This window comes from Aquificaceae bacterium (assembly GCA_037722135.1).
Lineage (GTDB): Bacteria > Aquificota > Aquificia > Aquificales > Aquificaceae > Pampinifervens > Pampinifervens sericum.
Window position 1 is genome coordinate 1 of sequence record JBBKAW010000100.1, and the last position, 16,313, is coordinate 16,313.

Genomic DNA, 16,313 nt, shown 5'->3' on the forward strand with positions numbered 1-16,313 from the left:
TGGACTTTAAAAACTCCACACATCTTTTAAAGTGTTCCGCACCGTAATCTGGCAAGTCATCCCTGTCTACAGAAGTAATCACTACGTGTTTTAGCCCAAGCTCCTTTACCGCATAATAAAGTCTTACTGGTTCTGAGGGGTCTGGTGGTTTTGGCTTTCCAGTAGATACATGGCAATACTTACAGGCTCTTGTGCAAACATTTCCTAATATAAGAAAGGTTGCGGTTCCCTTTGAAAAACACTCTCCCATATTGGGACAGAGAGATTCTTCACAAACAGTATTGAGAGAATATTTTTTGACTATCCGCAAGGTTTTTCCGATTAGTTCTGTCTGGGGTGCCTTAACTGAGAACATATTTCAAAAGCTCCCTTTTGCCCTTGCCTTCCTTTGAAGAGGTCAAGACCACCTCTGCGTCGGACACTTCCCTTAACCTCTTTAGACTTGAGCTAATCTCCTTTTGGCTTGCTCTGTCGCACTTGGTAAGAGCTATGACATAAGGAAGTCTAAGGCTCTGTAACCATTGGATGCTTTCCATATCAAGCTCTGTAGGACCTACAAGACTATCAATGAGCAGAACTACCAGCTTTATATTCCTCCAGCAGGTATGGAAGTAGTTTTCTATGACCCTTTTCCATTCATCCCTTAGCCTTTTTGAAACCTTAGCATATCCATAACCCGGCAAGTCTACAAGGTATAGGTCATACTCTTCAAGCAGGAAAAAGTTTATAGCTCTTGTTCTACCCGGTTCCTTGCTTACTCTTGCTATGTCCTGCCCTACGAGCATGTTTATCAAAGAGGACTTTCCCACGTTTGACCTTCCCACAAAGACCACATGCCTTAGCTCATCTTCTGGAAAATTTTCAAAAAAGCTCCCTACAAACCTAACCCTCATATCATCCTGCTTTTTTCCAAACTCTCCTTTACTTCACCCACAAGATATAGAGAGCCAAGAACCAATAAGTCTTCCTTTATTTCCAGGACCTGCTCCGCACTATCAAGAAAAAGCACTTCTCTAAAGCCCACTTCCTTTGCCTTTTCGTATAGCTTTGTCAAATCTTCACCTCTGTGATGCTTTAAGGGAACCAAGTAGACCCTCTCTGAAAGCTCTCTTAGGTAAGAAAGAGAAAGCTCCCACTCCTTATCCCTAAGGGCGGTAAAAACAGGCGTAAGGCTTCCAAAGTGCCTTTTTACTTCCTTTACAACCCTTGCCACACCGTCTGGATTGTGAGCTCCATCAAGCAAAAGTAAAGGCTTTTCCCTTAATACCTCCATCCTTCCTTCCCACCTTGTGTCCCTTAGTGCCTTTTTGAGAGGCTCTTCTTTCAAATCAATCAAAAGCCCCACAGCTTTTATGGCAAGGCTTGCATTGTCTATTTGATACTTACCCCACAGACCAAGCTCTGCATTTCTAAGCTCCACTTTTTCATCTTGATAAAAGTCTAATATGGTCCTTGTCCCCTCAACCCTTCCCGCAGAAAAAAAGTCTATACCTGCCACCCATAGGTCCCTTATATCGCATAGCTCAAGGGCTTTCGTGTAAAGTGGATACCTCATGCTTCCCAAAACTAAGGGCTTTCCCCTTCTGTATATACCCAGCTTTTCTACCGCTCTACTTTCGCAGTCTTTTCCGAGCCATTTTGTGTGGTCTCTTTGCACGTTGGTTATTACGCATACTTCAGGTTGGCAAACCTTTGTAGCATCCCACCTTCCACCCATCCCCACCTCAAAAACCGCAAAATCCACTCCTTCCTCTTCAAAGTATAGTAGTGCTACAAGAGTGCAGGCTTCAAAGTATGTAAGCTCAAACCTCTCAAAGACCCCTTTTAGCTCCTTTACATACTCAGAGAGCCTCTCCTCAGATATCTTCTCTCCGTTTATCCTCCACCTTTCTCGCTCCTCAAAAAGATGGGGAGACACAAACCATCCTACCTTGTAGCCATGATGCCTAAGTATGTTTTGAGCAAAGGCACAGGTAGAACCCTTCCCGTTAGTTCCACCTATTTGAAGGGAAATATAGGAAGGTTTAAAGGAAAGATAGCTTACCGCCCTTTCTATTCTATCCAGAGTGGGGACTATTTGATAGTCTTTGCCTTCATAAAGGTCGTAAATCCGCATAAAGATTAATTATAGCCCCCCGAAGGGGGGAAGGTTTAAGACAAAACTCTTACGTTCTTTGCCCTTAAGCCCTTTGTATCCTGTTCCACTTCAAACTCAACCCTTTGTCCTTGCTCAAGGGTTTTAAAGCCTCTTTGCTGTATGGCGGAGAAGTGAACAAACACATCCCCTTGATTGTCATCTCGGGTTATAAAGCCATAACCCTTTTCCTTGCTAAACCATTTGACTGTGCCTGTAAGTGGCATGGGACAAAACCTCCTAAAAAGTTATTACTGAGCAAGCAAGAAAGGTAGGTACCCTCCCTTTCTTTACTTACCCTGAGTTAATCATAAGCCATTCTCTTGTCTTTGTCAAGGGGTAGGCATATAATTAAAAGTCAAGGAGGTAAAAACATGCACTTTCCATTGCCTTGGCAGATAGTGCTTATACTTCTTGTAATCCTTGTTATATTTGGCGCATCAAAATTGCCCGAGTTCGGTAAGGGTCTGGGTGAAGGTATAAGGAACTTCAAGAAAGCCCTCTCAGGTGAAACAGAAGAGGAGAAAAAGCCAGAGAAAAAGGAGCAGGCATGATACCACAGTTTTCTTTCACAGAGATTCTTCTTATACTGGTTGTAGTTATGATTCTGTTCGGAGCAAGCAGGCTTCCAGAGATAGGAAGGTCCCTCGGTGAAGGCATAAGAAACTTCAAAAAAGCATTCTCAGGTGAGGAAGAGAAGGTAAAGGAAGTTAAAGGTCAAGAAGTGAAAGAAGGAGACAAATCTTAAGCCTCACCGAGTTTTTCCCTTACTAACCTTCCCAATATACCATTTATAAACTTTGCGGATTTTTTGCCTGCATATTTTTGTGCCAATTTTACATAGTCATATACGGTAAGCTTTGGATTTTTTACACCTATATACAAAAACTCTGCAAAGGCTATCCTAAGTAAGTTTCTCTCTATGTAGCCTACCCTGTCTATGTCCCACTTTTCCGAAAGCTCCGCTATGAGCTTGTCAATGTCTGTGGAATTATTCATGTATGTTCTAACCAATTTTCTTATATATCTTCTTTGGTCTGAGATGTTTATACGGTTTGCGGATATGTATTCCTCCACCAAAGATTCTATTGGCTCTCCCTTCATATCCCACTGGTAGAGGACTAAAAAGGCATCCTTTCTCGCTTTAGGTTTGTATATCATTCAAGACTTCTCAGAAGGTTTACCATCTCTATAAGGGCTAATGCGGACTCCCAGCCCTTATTGCCTTGCTTTGTCCCAGCCCTTTCAATGGCTTGCTCTAAGGTGTCTGCGGTTATCACACCAAAGCTAACAGGCTTGCCCGTCTCAAGACTTACCATGGCAAGACCTTTTGCAACTTCGCTGGCTATGTAATCAAAGTGCGGGGTCTGTCCTCTTATGAGGACTCCAAGTGCAACAACACCGTCCACCTTCTTTTTGTTTATGAGCTCCTTTACCGCAATTGGAAGTTCCCAAGAGCCCGGGACTCTTACAAGATGTATGTTTTCTTCGCTTCCTCCGTGTCTGAGTATGCAATCTATAGCTCCCTCTATAAGTCTATCCACAAGAAGATGGTTAAACCTGCTTGCCACTATACCAAAGCTAAAACCTTCCGCCTTTAAAAGACCTTCATACTTGTGCATCACCTAACCTCCAATTGTCTATAAGCCTTGTGCTACCTACCCACACCGCAAGAAGAATTCTATCACCTATCTTTACTTCGCTAACAGGTTTTAGGTCTTGGTCGGTTATCTCCACATAATCTATCCCCTTTACGTGTGGATGCTTTAGTATAAACTCCCTTATAGCTTCTTTTAGAAGGTTTGCATCGGTGTTGCCACTCTTAAAAAGTTTTTCCGCAAGGAGAAAAGACCTATAGAGGGAAAGAGCGGACTCTCTCTCTTCGGGGGAAAGGTATGTGTTTCTTGAACTAAGAGCAAGCCCGTCTGGGTCTCTAACTGTGGGAACTGGCACGATTTCCACAGGCAAACTCAAGTCCTCTACAAGCCTTTGAACCACTTTGAGTTGTTGATAGTCCTTCTCTCCAAAGTATGCCCTGTCTGGCTGGATGATATTAAAGAGCTTAAGCACTACGGTGCACACGCCGTTAAAGTGCCCTGGTCTAAATTTACCCTCCAGTATGTCCGTTAGTCCCTTAATCTCAATGTTTATTAGAGGCTTTTCTGGATACATATCCTCATCGGAGGGAGCAAAAACCACATCCACACCCTCTTCCGCACATATGCTTATGTCCCTTTCTAAGTCTCTGGGATATCTTTCGTAGTCTTCTCCTTGACCAAACTGAAGGGGATTTACATATATGCTTACCACCGTTATATCGTTTTGTATCTTTGATTCCCTTATGAGCCTTCTGTGTCCCTCGTGAAGGTAGCCCATAGTGGGGACAAAGCCTATACTCTGCTTGCTGTCACACCTTACAGACTTCAGATAATTCCTTATCTCCCTTGGCTTTCTAAAAAGTGTAGGCATGGCACACGTTTTAAGAGACTTATAATTATAGCACATGTCCGCAAAAGGTAGTTTTCTTATTCTCAAGAGGTATAGAGCAGGTGATGAGGACGTAATCTTAAAGGTTTACGGAACGTGTGGAATTGCAAAGGTCTTAGTGCCAAACGGGTTTAGAGTGAAGCGTGGACTTTTGGGTTATACAGAGCCCTTTAACTTTGTAAGCATAGTATACAAGCAAACAGGAAACGTCATAATCCTCCAAGACCTACTTGAAGTGGAGTTTTTATCCTATCTTTCCCTTCAAGACTATAAAAGGTATGTTTGGATGAATTCTCTCGCACTTTTTGTGGAAAGATGGTTTCTTCAATATGACCCTGAGCTTTTCAATATACTACTTTTTTACATAAGCATGGACCCAGAAAACCATGACCTTTTTCTTTTGAGGTTTAAGTTGGAGTTTTTGAAACACATGGGACTGTATAAGGAAGATATCTTTGAGGAAAGGCTCAGAGGCCTTGTGAAGAGGTTGATAGAAGAGCGGTCCCTAAAAAAACTTGAAAGACTAAGGGTAAGCAAGGAGCTCATTACAAAGCTTGACCAAGCAATAGAATCTCACCTTTCCTCTTCTCTGTAGAGGTCTAATATCCTCTCAATTATCTTAGAGGTAGAAATGTCAAACTCAAACTCAACCCTCTCCACCTTCCCACCATAAGATAGCACAAAGTCCGCACCCACTATATTTTCCACCTGCCAGTCCGCACCCTTTACAAGCACATGGGGTCTTATAGCCCTTATGAGTTCTATGGGTGTGTCTTCTTCAAAGATAACCACATAGTCTACTGGCTTGAGACTATCAAGCAAGTAAGCCCTCATATGTTGGGGTATTATAGGTCTTTTTGGACCCTTTATTTTCCTTATGGAGCTGTCAGAGTTTAAACCCACCACCAATATATCACCAAAGCTCTTAGCCTTTGAAAGGTAATGAGCGTGTCCCGCATGGATTATGTCAAAGCATCCGTTAGTAAAGACTATTCTCTTTTCCTCTCTAAGAGGCTCAAGAACCCTTAAAAGCTCCTCAAGACTAAGAATCATATTTCCTTAGCATTATAGCGGTAGAATATATCCTTTCGTATTCCCTGGCACTCTTCTCCCAAGAAAAATCCTTTTCCATGCATCTTTTTATTATCTCCTGCCATTCCTTTGAGTGGTCGCAGGTATGCATATCGTAGTAGACTCTTGCCTTTAAAAGGGCATGCATAAGGTCTTTGCTTGAGTATTCTTCAAAGGTAAAGCCGTTTCCTTCGTGTGGGTTTTCCACAAAGTCCACCACCGTGTCTTTTAGACCTCCTGTTGACCTCACTATAGGCACAGTGCCATACCTCATGGCTATCATCTGAGATATGCCACAGGGTTCAAACAAAGAGGGCATTAGAAACATATCCGCACCTGCGAATATCTTGTGAGCGAGCTCCTCGTTGTATTCTATCCTCACTCTTACACTTTCTGGATGTTTTTTCATGAACTCTATTAGCATATCCTGATACTTTTCCTCACCAGAACCCAGAAAGACAAAGTCAAACCCTTCTCTAACCGCTTCGCATATTATACCTTGAACGAGGTCAAGACCCTTCTGTGCGGTAAGCCTTGAGACCATTCCAACAAGAGGTCTATCATTAGGAGTTTTAAGTCCAAAGGTCTCTTTTAAATGCTTTTTGTTGCGCGATTTACCCCTACGAAAGGTTTTCTGACTGTAGTGGTATTTTATAAACTTATCAGTTTCGGGGTTCCAAACCTCGTAGTCTATGCCGTTTAAGATACCAAAGAAGTATTTTTTCTCCCTTATAAGACCCTCAAGCCCATAAGCGTATTGCTTTAGCTCCTCCGCATAGGAGGGGCTTACAGTAGTCAAAACATCACAAAAGGCTATACCAGCCTTTAGAAAGTTTATCCTTCCATAGAACTCAATGCCTGTAAAAGGATGGTAAAGCTCCCAAGGTAGGTTCAAAAGGGGCAAGAAGTGTGGGTCGTATATGCCTTGGTGGAGGGCGTTGTGTATGGTAAACACAGTGGGGATAGGATCTAACTCTGGATAGTGTATTTTCTTATACAGGGGGACAAGTCCCGTATGCCAGTCGTGTAAATGTATAATGTCGGGGTTCAGTTGCAGGCTCTTTATGACTTCAAGGCTTGCCAAGGAGAGAAAGCCAAACCTAAGGGGGTTGTCTTCATATTCACCCTTCGGGGTTGAGTATATGTGTTCCCTTTGATAATATTCAGGATAGTCCAAAAAGTAATATCTCACATGGTCTTTTATCTCTTCAAGTATTCCAAACTCTACCCAATGGTTGTTGAAAAATATCTTTCCCTTTGAGACATTTTTGGGCTCTACCTTGACCTTTGAGTATCTTGGCATTATCACATAAAGGGTGTGTCCAAGCCTTATAAGTGCCTTTGCAAGGGAGTGAACCACATCTCCAAGACCCCCTGCCTTCACGAAGGCGGAACTTTCCGAGGCAACAAACACTATTTTCATAATTCCCTCCTATTAAAATTATAGTCTATGGTAGATAACTTCTTGTTAAGATTCCTTGAAGAGGACCTGGGACGGGGAGATATAACCACAGAAGGCGTATTTAGAGGTGAGAGGGCAAGGGGGGTCATAAGGGCAAAGGAAGGTGGAGTCCTTGCTGGAATAGACTTTGCTCTTAGGGTGTTTCAGCTCTTGGGGGAAATAAAGCTAATATATGCAATGAAGGATGGGGAAGAGTTTTCTAAGGGGGATGAAATTTTGGTAATAGAAGCTCCTGCCAACTTGCTTTTGATGGGTGAGAGGGTAGCTCTTAATCTTTTACAGAGACTGAGCGGGATAGCAACTTTAACGCGGGAGTTTGTTAAAGCTCTTGAGGGAACTGGAGTAAGAATACTTGACACAAGGAAAACTACGCCCGGTATGAGATACTTTGAAAAATACGCAGTGAGGGTAGGTGGTGGTCTTAATCACAGGTATGCCCTTTACGATATGGTGTTAATAAAGGACAATCATAAAGCCATAGCGGGTAGTATAACAGAAGCGGTCAAAAGGGTTAGAGAAAGGATAAGTCCAGTCTACAAAATTGAGGTGGAGGTGGAAAATCTCCAAGAGCTCCAAGAGGCTCTGCAGTGTGGTGTTGATATGGTATTGCTTGATAATTTTAGTCCAGAGGAAGTAAGAAAAGCGGTAGCCTTAACAAAGGACAGAGTTATGGTGGAAGTATCTGGGAATATAAACCTTCAAAACATAAAGGACTATGCCATAGAAGGCGTTCACTTTATATCAAGCGGTGCAATAACCCACTCCGCCAGATGGCTTGACTTGAGCATGAGGCTTTTTAGAATATAATTAACAATTTAGGGAGGTTAAGATGTTTCAAGTGCCAGAGGTTGGACCTCAAGAAGCAAAGGAGATGCTTCAAAGGGATAATGTAGTCCTTCTTGATGTTAGAACACCGCAGGAGCACGTGCAACTTAGAATACCTAATTCCATACTCATACCCCTTGATGAGCTTAGATACGCCTATAAGGACCTTCCTAAGGATAAAACCTACATAGTCTACTGCAGGAGCGGTGAAAGAAGTGCCTTTGCGGTATACTTTCTTAGGCACATGGGCTACGAAGCCTACAACCTCTCAGGGGGGATAATCCTTTGGCCCTACGAGAAGGAGTCTGGACCTCCTAAATGAAAAGACTAATACCATTCCTTTTCCTTTTAGTAGGCTGTGGCATCAAGGCAAACCCAGAAGTGCTAAAGGCTCCAGAGGTTGAGATTAGAAGGATAGGACAAAAGGTTTATGTAAGAAGTCTTTCTGGAGAGGTGCAAATAAAGGGCTTTGAAAGACAAGGCGATTACTGGGTAAGAGAAGAAGAAAGACCCTTCTGCTTTGTAGTGGAAAGGATTGGAGAATCTTCAAAGAAGTTTTGCGTGGGTGGTGCTCTTGAAGAAAAGCCTTCTTTGAAAATATCAGAGGGCGAAGCCTTTGTAGAGGTTTACCCTTCTAACTTTGAAGCCTACAGGCTATACAACCTCAGAGATAGCTCCCTGTCCCTTGAGAATGCCAAAACCTTTAGAGAATCCATAAGGTTAGAAAGAGACTACTGGGAGAGGTGTTATGCCATTACAGGCATTAGGGGAAATATGGAAAGCCAACCTGTGGAATTTTGTGTAAAGCCAAAACCACCACCCACCGTGCCTGAGGTTGAAGGGCTTGAGCTAAGAGAGGGAAAAGAGGCTCTATATCTTGTATGGTTTTACGAACAGGACTACAGAGAATTTGTTATATATAGAAACGGCGAAGAGATAGGAAGGACCACAGGCTTTGCCTTTGAAACGGAACTTCCAAAGGGGAAAACAACCTTTACGGTAAAGGTGGTCAGTCCCCTTGGTTTTGAAAGCAAGGGAAGGTCTGTAGATTATAGCCCGTAGTATGCGGCGATTGCGGCGGATATGGCAAGTGCAAGGCTTTCTGGGTCTTCTTCACCTTCTATCTCAAAATCGTATGTAGGCAATTTTTCCTCTAAGAACCTTATACCAAAAGTGCCAGATATAAAGTCTGGGTCTCTTATTATCTCCCTATGTAGGGGTATGTTGGTGGGAACTCCTCTCACAATAAACTCATCTATAGCCCTTCTTGCCCTTGCCAACACCCTATCCCAAGTGAGAGCCCAAACGCTCATCTTGGCTATCATGGAATCATAGTAAGGTGGTATCACATAGTCTTTATAGACGCCAGAGTCCATTCTTACACCAGGACCACCCGGTGAGTAGTAGGCGGTTATCCTACCGGGAGCGGGTGCAAAACCCCTCTTTGGGTCTTCCGCATTTATCCTAAACTCAATGGCATACCCTCTAAAGGTAATATCGCTCTGCGTAAAAGGCAGTGGCTCGCCCATAGCAATCCTTATCATGGTTTCCACTATGTCTATGCCCGTTACCATTTCTGTGATGGTATGCTCCACCTGAAGACGAGTGTTCATCTCTATAAAGTAAAACTCCCCACTTTTTAGGTCCACCAAAAACTCTAAGGTCCCTGCACTATAGTAGCCCACCTGCATCATAGCCTTTACGCTAAGCCCCAGCATTTTCTGTCTTATATCCTGTGGAAGCACAGGACATGGAGTAATCTCAATTATCTTCTGATGTTTTCTTTGCACAGAACAGTCCCTCTCGCCCAAGTGAACCACATTACCATACATGTCCCCCAAGATTTGAACTTCTATATGCTTGGGGTTGTCTAAATACTTCTCCACAAAAAGGTCTCCTTTTCCAAAAAAGGTTTCCGCCTCTCTGTAGGCAGATTCAAAAAGCCTTGGCAGGTCTTCAAAGCTGTGCACCACCCTCATACCCCTACCACCACCACCGTAGGCGGATTTAAGGATTACAGGAAGACCTATCTCCTTTGCATAATGCATGGCATCTTCGTAGTTTCTTAGAGGCTCCGGAGACCCAGGTATGGTGGGAATGCCAAGCTTTTGCATAGCCTGTTTTGCCTTTACCTTGTCTCCAAAGAGCTCAATATGCTCTGGAGAAGGTCCTATGAAGGTTATGCCCTTTTTCTTGCAATAACGAGCAAAGTCTGCGTTCTCCGCAAGAAAACCATAGCCCGGATGTATGGCATCCGCACCTATAGACTTGGCAAGGTCTACTATTCTCGCGTAGTCAAGATAGGCTCTTATAGGGTCGCCGGGTATTAGGTAAGCCTCATCCGCCTTTTTCACATAAAGGGATTTAGTATCCGCCTCTGAGTATATGGCAACAGTCTTTATACCAAGCTCCTCACACGCCCTTATTATTCTAAGAGCCACCTCTCCCCTGTTAGCAACAAGAACTTTCCTAAACATGCTATAAATTTTAAACCATGACGCTTTTGGTGAAGAAGCTAAAAGGCATCTTGAGAAAACTCGGGAAGGAGATAGAAAAGTCTACAAATAAGAGCCTTTCACTTTTACTTTTTGGTTCTTATGCAAGAGGAGATTTTCACTCAGGTTCGGATGTGGATGTTTTTGTTATAGTTCCAGAAAATTGGACGGATATTGATAAACAAAAGGCGATGGAAATCATCACCAAATACAACAACCTATATAACACACTCATAAGTCCTATCTTTGTGAAAGAAAACCAGTTAAAAGACCTTACAATAAGACCAATAATACGCATATACGGAGAAGTAAGGGTGGAGGAAAAGGAGAGATTTTCAGAAAGTAGTAAGTTAAAGTATGCAGATATGCATTTATCCAAAGCCCAAAGACATCTGCAAAGAGCAAAACAGCTTTTTGAAATTGGAATGTATCCACCTGCAGTTCATGAAGCCTACTATTCAGTCTTTCACTCTTCTAAAGCCTATCTATTTCTCTTGGGAGAAGACCCTCAAACACATAAAGGCGTGAGGCAATTGATGAATCCGTATCTTTTTAAAGAAAAGAAGTATGTTAGCCTTTCAAAGATATACGACCAAGCGATGTATATGAGGCAAAGGGCAGACTACGATGTTATAGGAGACTTCATTGATAGAGAGGAGTGTGAAAAACTTTTAAAAGATGTGGAAATTTATGTGAGGCAGTTAGAGAAAATTATCCAAAATCTCATAGAAAAGGTTTAACTATTCAAGTTTTTCAATAATAAAGCTCTGGTTAGTGTATATACAAATCTCACCTGCTATCTTGAGAGATTCTCTGACTATATCCTCTGCGGACATATCTGTGTTTCTGTAAAGAGCCAAGGCGGAAGCCCTTGCATAGTCTCCACCAGAACCTATGGCAAGCACGGGTTCGTCTGGCTCTATTACATCTCCGTTGCCAGAGAGAAGCAACATACGTTCTTTATCCGCTACAAGCAAAAGAGCCTCAAGCCTTCTTAGACTTCTATCCATCCTCCAATCCTTTGCAAGCTCCACACAGGCTCTAAGAAGGTTTCCTCTAAACTCTTCCAATTTCCCTTCAAGCCTTTCCATAAGGGCAAGTCCATCCGCCGCAGAACCAGCAAATCCTACCAGAACGCTATCTTTGTAAAGTTTCCTTATTTTCCTCGCGCTGTGCTTTATCACAGAAGACCCAAGAGTCACTTGCCCATCACCACCCATAACCGTTATATGATTTCTCCTCACCGCAAGTATGGTGGTTGACCTAATGCCTTTCATTGCTATAATATTTTACAGCCTAAACCCCAAATTAGATATGGCACAAGGCTTTTATTTAGGAAAACCTCAGCTGTTATGAAGAACTTTATAATACCCGCCATTGACCTAAAGGAAGGAAAGGTCGTTAGGCTTTTTAAGGGAGATTTTGAAAAGACAAAGGTCTACTCAAGCTCTCCCGAGGATATGGCAAAGCTCTTTGAGGAGCTTGGTTTTAAAAGACTTCATGTGGTGGACCTTGACGGAAGCCTTGAAGGTATGCCAGTGAACCTCCCTTCCATTAGGCTCATAAGGAAAGCCTTTTCCGGCTCTATTGAGGTTGGCGGTGGTATAAGAAGCGTGGAAACCTGTAAGGTCTTGCACGAGGAAGGAATAGAGTTTTTTGTGGTTGGCACTTTGGCAGTAAGAGAGCCAAGAACCTTTGAAAAGATGGTGGAGCTCTTCCCAGAAAGGGTTATATTGGCTGTGGATTCAAAGGGTGGAAAGGTGGCGGTAGGTGGTTGGAAGGAGGAGAGCTCTACAAGCCCACAGGAGCTGGCTCTAAGATACGAAAACACACCCATATGGGGTTATCTTTACACCAACATAGACAGGGATGGCACTCTTGAGGGTGTGGATACAAAACCTTATGTGGAGTTTAAAGGCTATACAAAAAAACCCGTGCTTGCCTCTGGAGGTGTGGCAAGCCTTGAGGACGTAAAAAAGCTCATGTCTATAGTGGAAGGAGTGGTGGTTGGAAAGGCAATATATGAGGGCAGAATAAACCTAAGAGAGCTGTTATGATTTTCCTATGGTTGGAGTAGTCCTTTTTAACATGGGAGGTCCAGACAGCCTATCTGCCATACAGCCCTTTCTCTATAACCTCTTTTCTGACCACGACATAATAAGGTTTCCAAGACCTATTCAAAAACCTCTTGCTTGGCTCATTTCAAGGCTTAGAGCTAAGAAAACAAGGCACTATTACGAAATAATGGGTGGAAAATCTCCACAAAGGGAACAAACCCAGGCTCAGGCAAAAGCTCTGCAGGAAGCCCTTGGAGAAGGCTTCAAGGTAGTGGTTGCCCTCCGCTACTGGCATCCTCTCACAGAAGAAGCTCTCAGCGAGCTTTTATCTTACCCCGTTGAGAGGATAGTGCTACTGCCCCTCTATCCCCAATACAGCAGGACCACCACAGGCTCTTCCTTTAACGAGTTTGACAGGGTTTTTAGAAGACTAAAAGGCTCAGGAAAGCACTTTTCTTTAACTACCCTAAAGGGTCAAGAAAACCCATACTTTTATCCCTCTACTTTACCTATCCATAGAATAAACTGTTATCACAACCATCCCACCTACATAAGAGCTATGGTAGAGAACATAAAGGAACATCTACCAAACTGGCAGGAATACTTCTTTCTCTTTACCGCCCATAGCCTTCCAGTTAGTATCATAAAGGAAGGAGACCCATACCAAAGGCAAACGGAAGAGACAGTAAGGCTTATTATGGAACACTTTCCGGGTGTAAGGCATGCTCTTGGCTATCAAAGCAAGGTGGGACCCACCAAGTGGCTTGAACCCTTTACAGATAAACTCTTAGAAGAACTTATTAACTCAGGTATAAAGAGGATAGCGGTTATTCCTGTCTCCTTTACCTGCGAACACTCAGAAACCTTGTATGAGCTTGACTATCTTTATGGAAACATGGCAAGGGAAAGGGGTGTGGACTTTGTTAGAATTCCAACTCTCAAGACACACCCCACGTATATACAAGCCTTAAAAGAGCTCGTGCTTCAGACTATCTCAAGTTGTGAAAAGATAAAGGGTATTTCGTAGTCCGCAGACTCTTTGGAGTCCGAAGCGTGCACTGCGTTTTTGCCCTTGTCGGTGCCAAAGAGCGCCCTAATGGAGTTAGGAGCCACCTTTCTTGCCTCGTTGCTGTCTGTAGGACCTATTATTTCTCTAACCCTTCTTATGGCATCTTCACCTTCCAAGACCATGGCAACCACAGGACCTGAGGTCATAAACTCCACAAGCTCTCCAAAGAAGGGTCTTTCTCTGTGAACCGCATAAAAGCCTTCCGCCTGTTCTCTGGTAAACCTAAAAAGCTTAAGAGCCCTAATCTTAAAGCCCTCGGATATAAAACGGTCAATTATTTTGCCCGTAGCACCCTTCTCAAAGGCATCTGGCTTGATTATAACCAGCGTCCTCTCCATCTTATACCTCCTTTATTCTCCTTCAAAGGATTGTAGCTCCTCCATAAGGGATTTAACTTGGTGCATAATTGCACCCAAAAGGTTCTCCACAGGAGAGTTCCAATAAGCCTCGTTAAAAACAAGCTCCTTTTGCGGACCTTCTTCATCACCCTCAAGGTATGTGATAACCACAGTAGGATATTCCACTTGGTCTCTGTCTGGCAGTAGTAGTTCCACATCCACCTCTGGCGGTATAGCCATAGATTTTAATCTTTTTGAAAGCTCTTCAAACTTTTCCTTGGGATACTCCATATCAACCTCTCAAGATGCCCTCAAGCCCTCTTCTTACAGAAGCATCAAGCACAAAGCTGGAAGTTTTCAAAAGAAAGCCCCCTATAAGCTCTGGGTCTTCTATAACTTCAAACTCGTAATCCCTACCTGTATAATTCTTTACCACCTGCTTTATCCTCTCTATCTCCTGCTCGCTTACTTTTCTTGCCAACACAAGCAGAGCTTTGCTAAGCCTTAGGAGTTTTTCCACCTCGTGGTCGTAGACCCTTTTGACCTCACCAAGGGAGGGAATGGCATTTATGTCCAGTATGTATTCAAGCACTTCATCCAAGCTCTGCCCTATGCCAAACCTTTCTCTAAGACCTTTCAAAAAGGCGAGCTTTTTCTCTTTGGGTATTGTAGGGTTTAGCACAAAGCCCCTAAAATCCTTTTCTGACTTGTAGAGTCTGTATAGAAGTTCCAAAAGCTGTGATACCTTTATGAGTTCTTGTCTCTCCTTCTGTGTCTTTTCCAAAAGTAGTTTTGCCACTTTTCTTATTATCTCGGGACGTGCTTTCATCTTTTCGCCTCCAGATTTTTGAGGGACTTCTCTATATATGCGGTCTGCACCTTTTCGTCCTTAAACCTTTCCTTTAGAAGCTCCACAGAGAGCTGATATGCCCTCTCCGCACCGTAGCGAAGTAGCTCTTCCTTTGCCTTCTTTAGCTCTATGTCTATCACTTCCTTTGCCTTCTCCCTTATCCTGTTGGCTATTTCTTGTGCCTTTTTTTCCTCCTCTTCCTTTATGGTCTGTGCGGTTTGCTGAGAAATCTTAAGCTGTTCCTCATACCTTCTTTTAGCATCTTGCAGACTTTCTTTAGCTCTTTTTAGCTCTTCTTGGGCTTGTAAAAGCTCCTTCTCCGAAGCTATTAGCCTTTCTGTCAAAGCATGAAAGTATTTATTGAAAGCTTCCGAGATAGGCTTTCTGCCAAAGTAGTAGACTATACCAAGAAAAGCCAGGATGTTAAGAGCTTTCCATATAAGCTCAAGAGTGTGATGTCCTTCGCTCATGCCGCCTCCTCCAAGACTTTACTTGTTATTAGCTCCGCTATTTCCTTTACCCTCTCATCAAGTTTGCTCTTTTCTTCCTCAAGGCTTTTTCTTATCTCTTCTACCGCTTTGGCTATTTCCTCTTGGGTTTCTTGCTCCACCCTTGAGAGTATCTCCACCCTAAGCCTTTCTGCCTCTTTTCTTGCCTGTTCAAGTATTTGGTTTGATTCCCTTCTTCCCTCCTCTAAGATGCTTTGAGCTTCTTGGATATACCGCTGAGCTTCTTCCCTAAGTCTTATTGCTTCTTGTGTGTTTTTTTCAATAAGTCTTTCCCTTTCTTCTATTACCTGAGAGTAAGGCTTTACAAGAATGCTCCTTATTATGGCAGTAAACACAAGGAAAAGAATTGCTTGGATAATGAGGGTTATGTTAGGATACATTGCTTGCTGGATGTCCATTTTAGCCTCCTTTGGAATTATTATACCATATCTTCTATATTTCTTATTAGCCTTACCCTTTTTTCGTGCCTTCCGCCCTCAAAGTCTGTGGATAACCAAACATCCACTATGGCAATAGCCAAATCCTCACCCAATACTCTGCTCCCAAGACACAGCACATTGGAGTCATTATGCTTTCTACTCATGCGCGCCATGTATTCATTAAAACAAAGAGAAGCTCTTATACCCTTAAACTTGTTGGCGGTTATAGACATACCTATGCCTGTGCCACAGATTAGTATACCTCTTTGTGCTTCTCCTCTCTGAATGGCAAGACACACTTCCCTTGCAAAAAGAGGATAGTCTGTGGATTCTGTGGATTGAGTGCCAAAGTCAAGTATCTGATAACCCTTTGAGATGAGATATTCCTTTATTTTTTCCTTTAAATGGTAGCCCGCATGGTCTGAACCTATAGCTATGGTTAACATGGCAGGGTTAAAATTATATACGCTTACCAACGGTAAATTCAATCCTGCCTTTATAAATGCCTTTACGTTAAAATATCCTACATGTCCCATAAGGAACTTGAGGACCTTATAAAAGAACTCATAGACAGCTTTAGCCCAGAGGTTTTAGTAA

26 protein-coding genes are annotated in these 16,313 nt (G+C 42.9%); 9 read left to right on the forward strand and 17 right to left on the reverse strand.

What is annotated here, in order from left to right; genetic code table 11:
- From WKI49_06920 to WKI49_06935, 4 genes are all read right to left on the reverse strand, one after another.
- Positions 1–355, reverse strand: a 355-nt coding sequence (locus WKI49_06920; GenBank protein ID MEJ7622217.1) for a radical SAM protein, incomplete at its 3' end; no start/stop codon positions are given.
- Positions 342–893: a ribosome biogenesis GTP-binding protein YihA/YsxC gene (gene yihA, locus WKI49_06925; GenBank protein MEJ7622218.1), complete on the reverse strand. Its 552-nt coding sequence runs from the start codon at positions 891–893 to the stop codon at positions 342–344. The genes yihA and WKI49_06920, both read right to left, overlap by 14 nt.
- On the reverse strand, positions 890–2,116 hold the full coding sequence (locus WKI49_06930; GenBank protein ID MEJ7622219.1) for a folylpolyglutamate synthase/dihydrofolate synthase family protein: 1,227 nt from the start codon (positions 2,114–2,116) through the stop codon (positions 890–892). Before WKI49_06930 ends, yihA begins: the two co-directional genes overlap by 4 nt.
- Before the next feature lie 35 nt (positions 2,117–2,151).
- On the reverse strand, positions 2,152–2,361 hold the full coding sequence (locus WKI49_06935) for a cold-shock protein (protein MEJ7622220.1): 210 nt from the start codon (positions 2,359–2,361) through the stop codon (positions 2,152–2,154).
- A gap of 147 nt (positions 2,362–2,508) precedes the next feature.
- Here WKI49_06935 and tatA point away from each other — a divergent pair, with 147 nt between their 5' ends.
- Positions 2,509–2,688: a twin-arginine translocase TatA/TatE family subunit gene (gene tatA / locus WKI49_06940; protein MEJ7622221.1), complete on the forward strand. Its 180-nt coding sequence runs from the start codon at positions 2,509–2,511 to the stop codon at positions 2,686–2,688.
- Positions 2,685–2,882: a twin-arginine translocase TatA/TatE family subunit gene (locus WKI49_06945; GenBank protein MEJ7622222.1), complete on the forward strand. Its 198-nt coding sequence runs from the start codon at positions 2,685–2,687 to the stop codon at positions 2,880–2,882. The genes tatA and WKI49_06945 overlap by 4 nt, the downstream gene beginning before the upstream one ends.
- Here the strand turns inward: WKI49_06945 and nusB are convergent.
- The 3 genes from nusB to panC are packed head-to-tail and all read right to left on the reverse strand — an operon-like array spanning position 2,879 to position 4,603.
- Positions 2,879–3,295: a transcription antitermination factor NusB gene (nusB, locus tag WKI49_06950; GenBank protein ID MEJ7622223.1), complete on the reverse strand. Its 417-nt coding sequence runs from the start codon at positions 3,293–3,295 to the stop codon at positions 2,879–2,881. The two genes, WKI49_06945 and nusB, sit on opposite strands and share 4 nt — an antisense overlap.
- A complete protein-coding gene (ribH, locus tag WKI49_06955) occupies positions 3,292–3,756 on the reverse strand; it encodes a 6,7-dimethyl-8-ribityllumazine synthase (GenBank protein MEJ7622224.1) in 465 nt (154 codons plus the stop codon). The genes nusB and ribH overlap by 4 nt, the downstream gene beginning before the upstream one ends.
- Positions 3,743–4,603 carry a pantoate--beta-alanine ligase gene (panC, locus tag WKI49_06960; protein MEJ7622225.1) on the reverse strand — a complete coding sequence of 287 codons (861 nt, stop codon included), beginning with the start codon at positions 4,601–4,603 and terminating at the stop codon, positions 3,743–3,745. The genes ribH and panC overlap by 14 nt, the downstream gene beginning before the upstream one ends.
- A 34-nt stretch (positions 4,604–4,637) precedes the next feature.
- On the opposite strand from panC, the gene WKI49_06965 reads away from it, so the two are divergent.
- Positions 4,638–5,216, forward strand: coding sequence for a hypothetical protein (locus WKI49_06965; GenBank protein MEJ7622226.1), 579 nt, complete (start codon positions 4,638–4,640; stop codon positions 5,214–5,216).
- On the opposite strand, the gene rfaE2 is transcribed toward WKI49_06965, so the two are convergent.
- On the reverse strand, positions 5,195–5,674 hold the full coding sequence (gene rfaE2, locus WKI49_06970; protein MEJ7622227.1) for a D-glycero-beta-D-manno-heptose 1-phosphate adenylyltransferase: 480 nt from the start codon (positions 5,672–5,674) through the stop codon (positions 5,195–5,197). The two genes, WKI49_06965 and rfaE2, sit on opposite strands and share 22 nt — an antisense overlap.
- Positions 5,664–7,115: a glycogen synthase GlgA gene (gene glgA / locus WKI49_06975; protein ID MEJ7622228.1), complete on the reverse strand. Its 1,452-nt coding sequence runs from the start codon at positions 7,113–7,115 to the stop codon at positions 5,664–5,666. Before glgA ends, rfaE2 begins: the two co-directional genes overlap by 11 nt.
- Positions 7,116–7,142: 27 nt before the next feature.
- On the opposite strand from glgA, the gene nadC reads away from it, so the two are divergent.
- From nadC to WKI49_06990, 3 genes are read left to right on the forward strand one after another with little or no spacing between them, the layout of a single operon-like run.
- Complete coding sequence (gene nadC, locus WKI49_06980) at positions 7,143–7,961, forward strand: carboxylating nicotinate-nucleotide diphosphorylase (GenBank protein ID MEJ7622229.1); 819 nt, start codon at positions 7,143–7,145, stop codon at positions 7,959–7,961.
- 22 nt (positions 7,962–7,983) lie between these two features.
- Positions 7,984–8,301 (forward strand): rhodanese-like domain-containing protein, encoded by a 318-nt coding sequence (locus tag WKI49_06985; protein ID MEJ7622230.1) that lies wholly within the window; start codon positions 7,984–7,986, stop codon positions 8,299–8,301.
- Positions 8,298–9,041 (forward strand): hypothetical protein, encoded by a 744-nt coding sequence (locus WKI49_06990; protein MEJ7622231.1) that lies wholly within the window; start codon positions 8,298–8,300, stop codon positions 9,039–9,041. Before WKI49_06985 ends, WKI49_06990 begins: the two co-directional genes overlap by 4 nt.
- Here the strand turns inward: WKI49_06990 and WKI49_06995 are convergent.
- The gene (locus WKI49_06995; protein MEJ7622232.1) at positions 9,029–10,456 is read right to left on the reverse strand and encodes an acetyl-CoA carboxylase biotin carboxylase subunit; all 1,428 of its coding nucleotides are present in this window, start codon (positions 10,454–10,456) and stop codon (positions 9,029–9,031) included. The genes WKI49_06990 and WKI49_06995 overlap by 13 nt on opposite strands.
- A gap of 17 nt (positions 10,457–10,473) precedes the next feature.
- Here WKI49_06995 and WKI49_07000 point away from each other — a divergent pair, with 17 nt between their 5' ends.
- Entirely contained in the window at positions 10,474–11,214 is a 741-nt protein-coding gene (locus WKI49_07000; protein ID MEJ7622233.1) for a HEPN domain-containing protein, read from the forward strand.
- Here the strand turns inward: WKI49_07000 and hslV are convergent, their stop codons facing one another.
- The gene (hslV, locus tag WKI49_07005) at positions 11,215–11,751 is read right to left on the reverse strand and encodes an ATP-dependent protease subunit HslV (GenBank protein ID MEJ7622234.1); all 537 of its coding nucleotides are present in this window, start codon (positions 11,749–11,751) and stop codon (positions 11,215–11,217) included. It lies immediately after the preceding gene.
- Between the two features lie 75 nt (positions 11,752–11,826).
- On the opposite strand from hslV, the gene hisA reads away from it, so the two are divergent.
- Both hisA and hemH read left to right on the forward strand, forming a co-directional pair.
- Positions 11,827–12,531 carry a 1-(5-phosphoribosyl)-5-[(5-phosphoribosylamino)methylideneamino]imidazole-4-carboxamide isomerase gene (hisA, locus tag WKI49_07010; GenBank protein MEJ7622235.1) on the forward strand — a complete coding sequence of 235 codons (705 nt, stop codon included), beginning with the start codon at positions 11,827–11,829 and terminating at the stop codon, positions 12,529–12,531.
- Between the two features lie 7 nt (positions 12,532–12,538).
- A complete protein-coding gene (gene hemH, locus WKI49_07015; protein MEJ7622236.1) occupies positions 12,539–13,558 on the forward strand; it encodes a ferrochelatase in 1,020 nt (339 codons plus the stop codon).
- On the opposite strand, the gene ndk is transcribed toward hemH, so the two are convergent.
- From ndk to rpiB, 6 genes are read right to left on the reverse strand one after another with little or no spacing between them, the layout of a single operon-like run.
- Positions 13,516–13,938, reverse strand: coding sequence for a nucleoside-diphosphate kinase (ndk, locus tag WKI49_07020; GenBank protein MEJ7622237.1), 423 nt, complete (start codon positions 13,936–13,938; stop codon positions 13,516–13,518). The two genes, hemH and ndk, sit on opposite strands and share 43 nt — an antisense overlap.
- Before the next feature lie 12 nt (positions 13,939–13,950).
- Entirely contained in the window at positions 13,951–14,229 is a 279-nt protein-coding gene (locus WKI49_07025) for a hypothetical protein (protein MEJ7622238.1), read from the reverse strand.
- Position 14,230: 1 nt separating this feature from the next.
- A complete protein-coding gene (locus WKI49_07030; protein ID MEJ7622239.1) occupies positions 14,231–14,767 on the reverse strand; it encodes a F0F1 ATP synthase subunit delta in 537 nt (178 codons plus the stop codon).
- The gene (locus WKI49_07035; GenBank protein MEJ7622240.1) at positions 14,764–15,258 is read right to left on the reverse strand and encodes a hypothetical protein; all 495 of its coding nucleotides are present in this window, start codon (positions 15,256–15,258) and stop codon (positions 14,764–14,766) included. Before WKI49_07035 ends, WKI49_07030 begins: the two co-directional genes overlap by 4 nt.
- Positions 15,255–15,695, reverse strand: a complete 441-nt coding sequence (locus WKI49_07040; GenBank protein MEJ7622241.1) for an ATP synthase F0 subunit B — start codon at positions 15,693–15,695, stop codon at positions 15,255–15,257. The genes WKI49_07035 and WKI49_07040 overlap by 4 nt, the downstream gene beginning before the upstream one ends.
- 20 nt (positions 15,696–15,715) lie before the next feature.
- Positions 15,716–16,162, reverse strand: a complete 447-nt coding sequence (gene rpiB, locus WKI49_07045) for a ribose 5-phosphate isomerase B (protein ID MEJ7622242.1) — start codon at positions 16,160–16,162, stop codon at positions 15,716–15,718.
- Positions 16,163–16,313 lie beyond the last annotated feature (151 nt).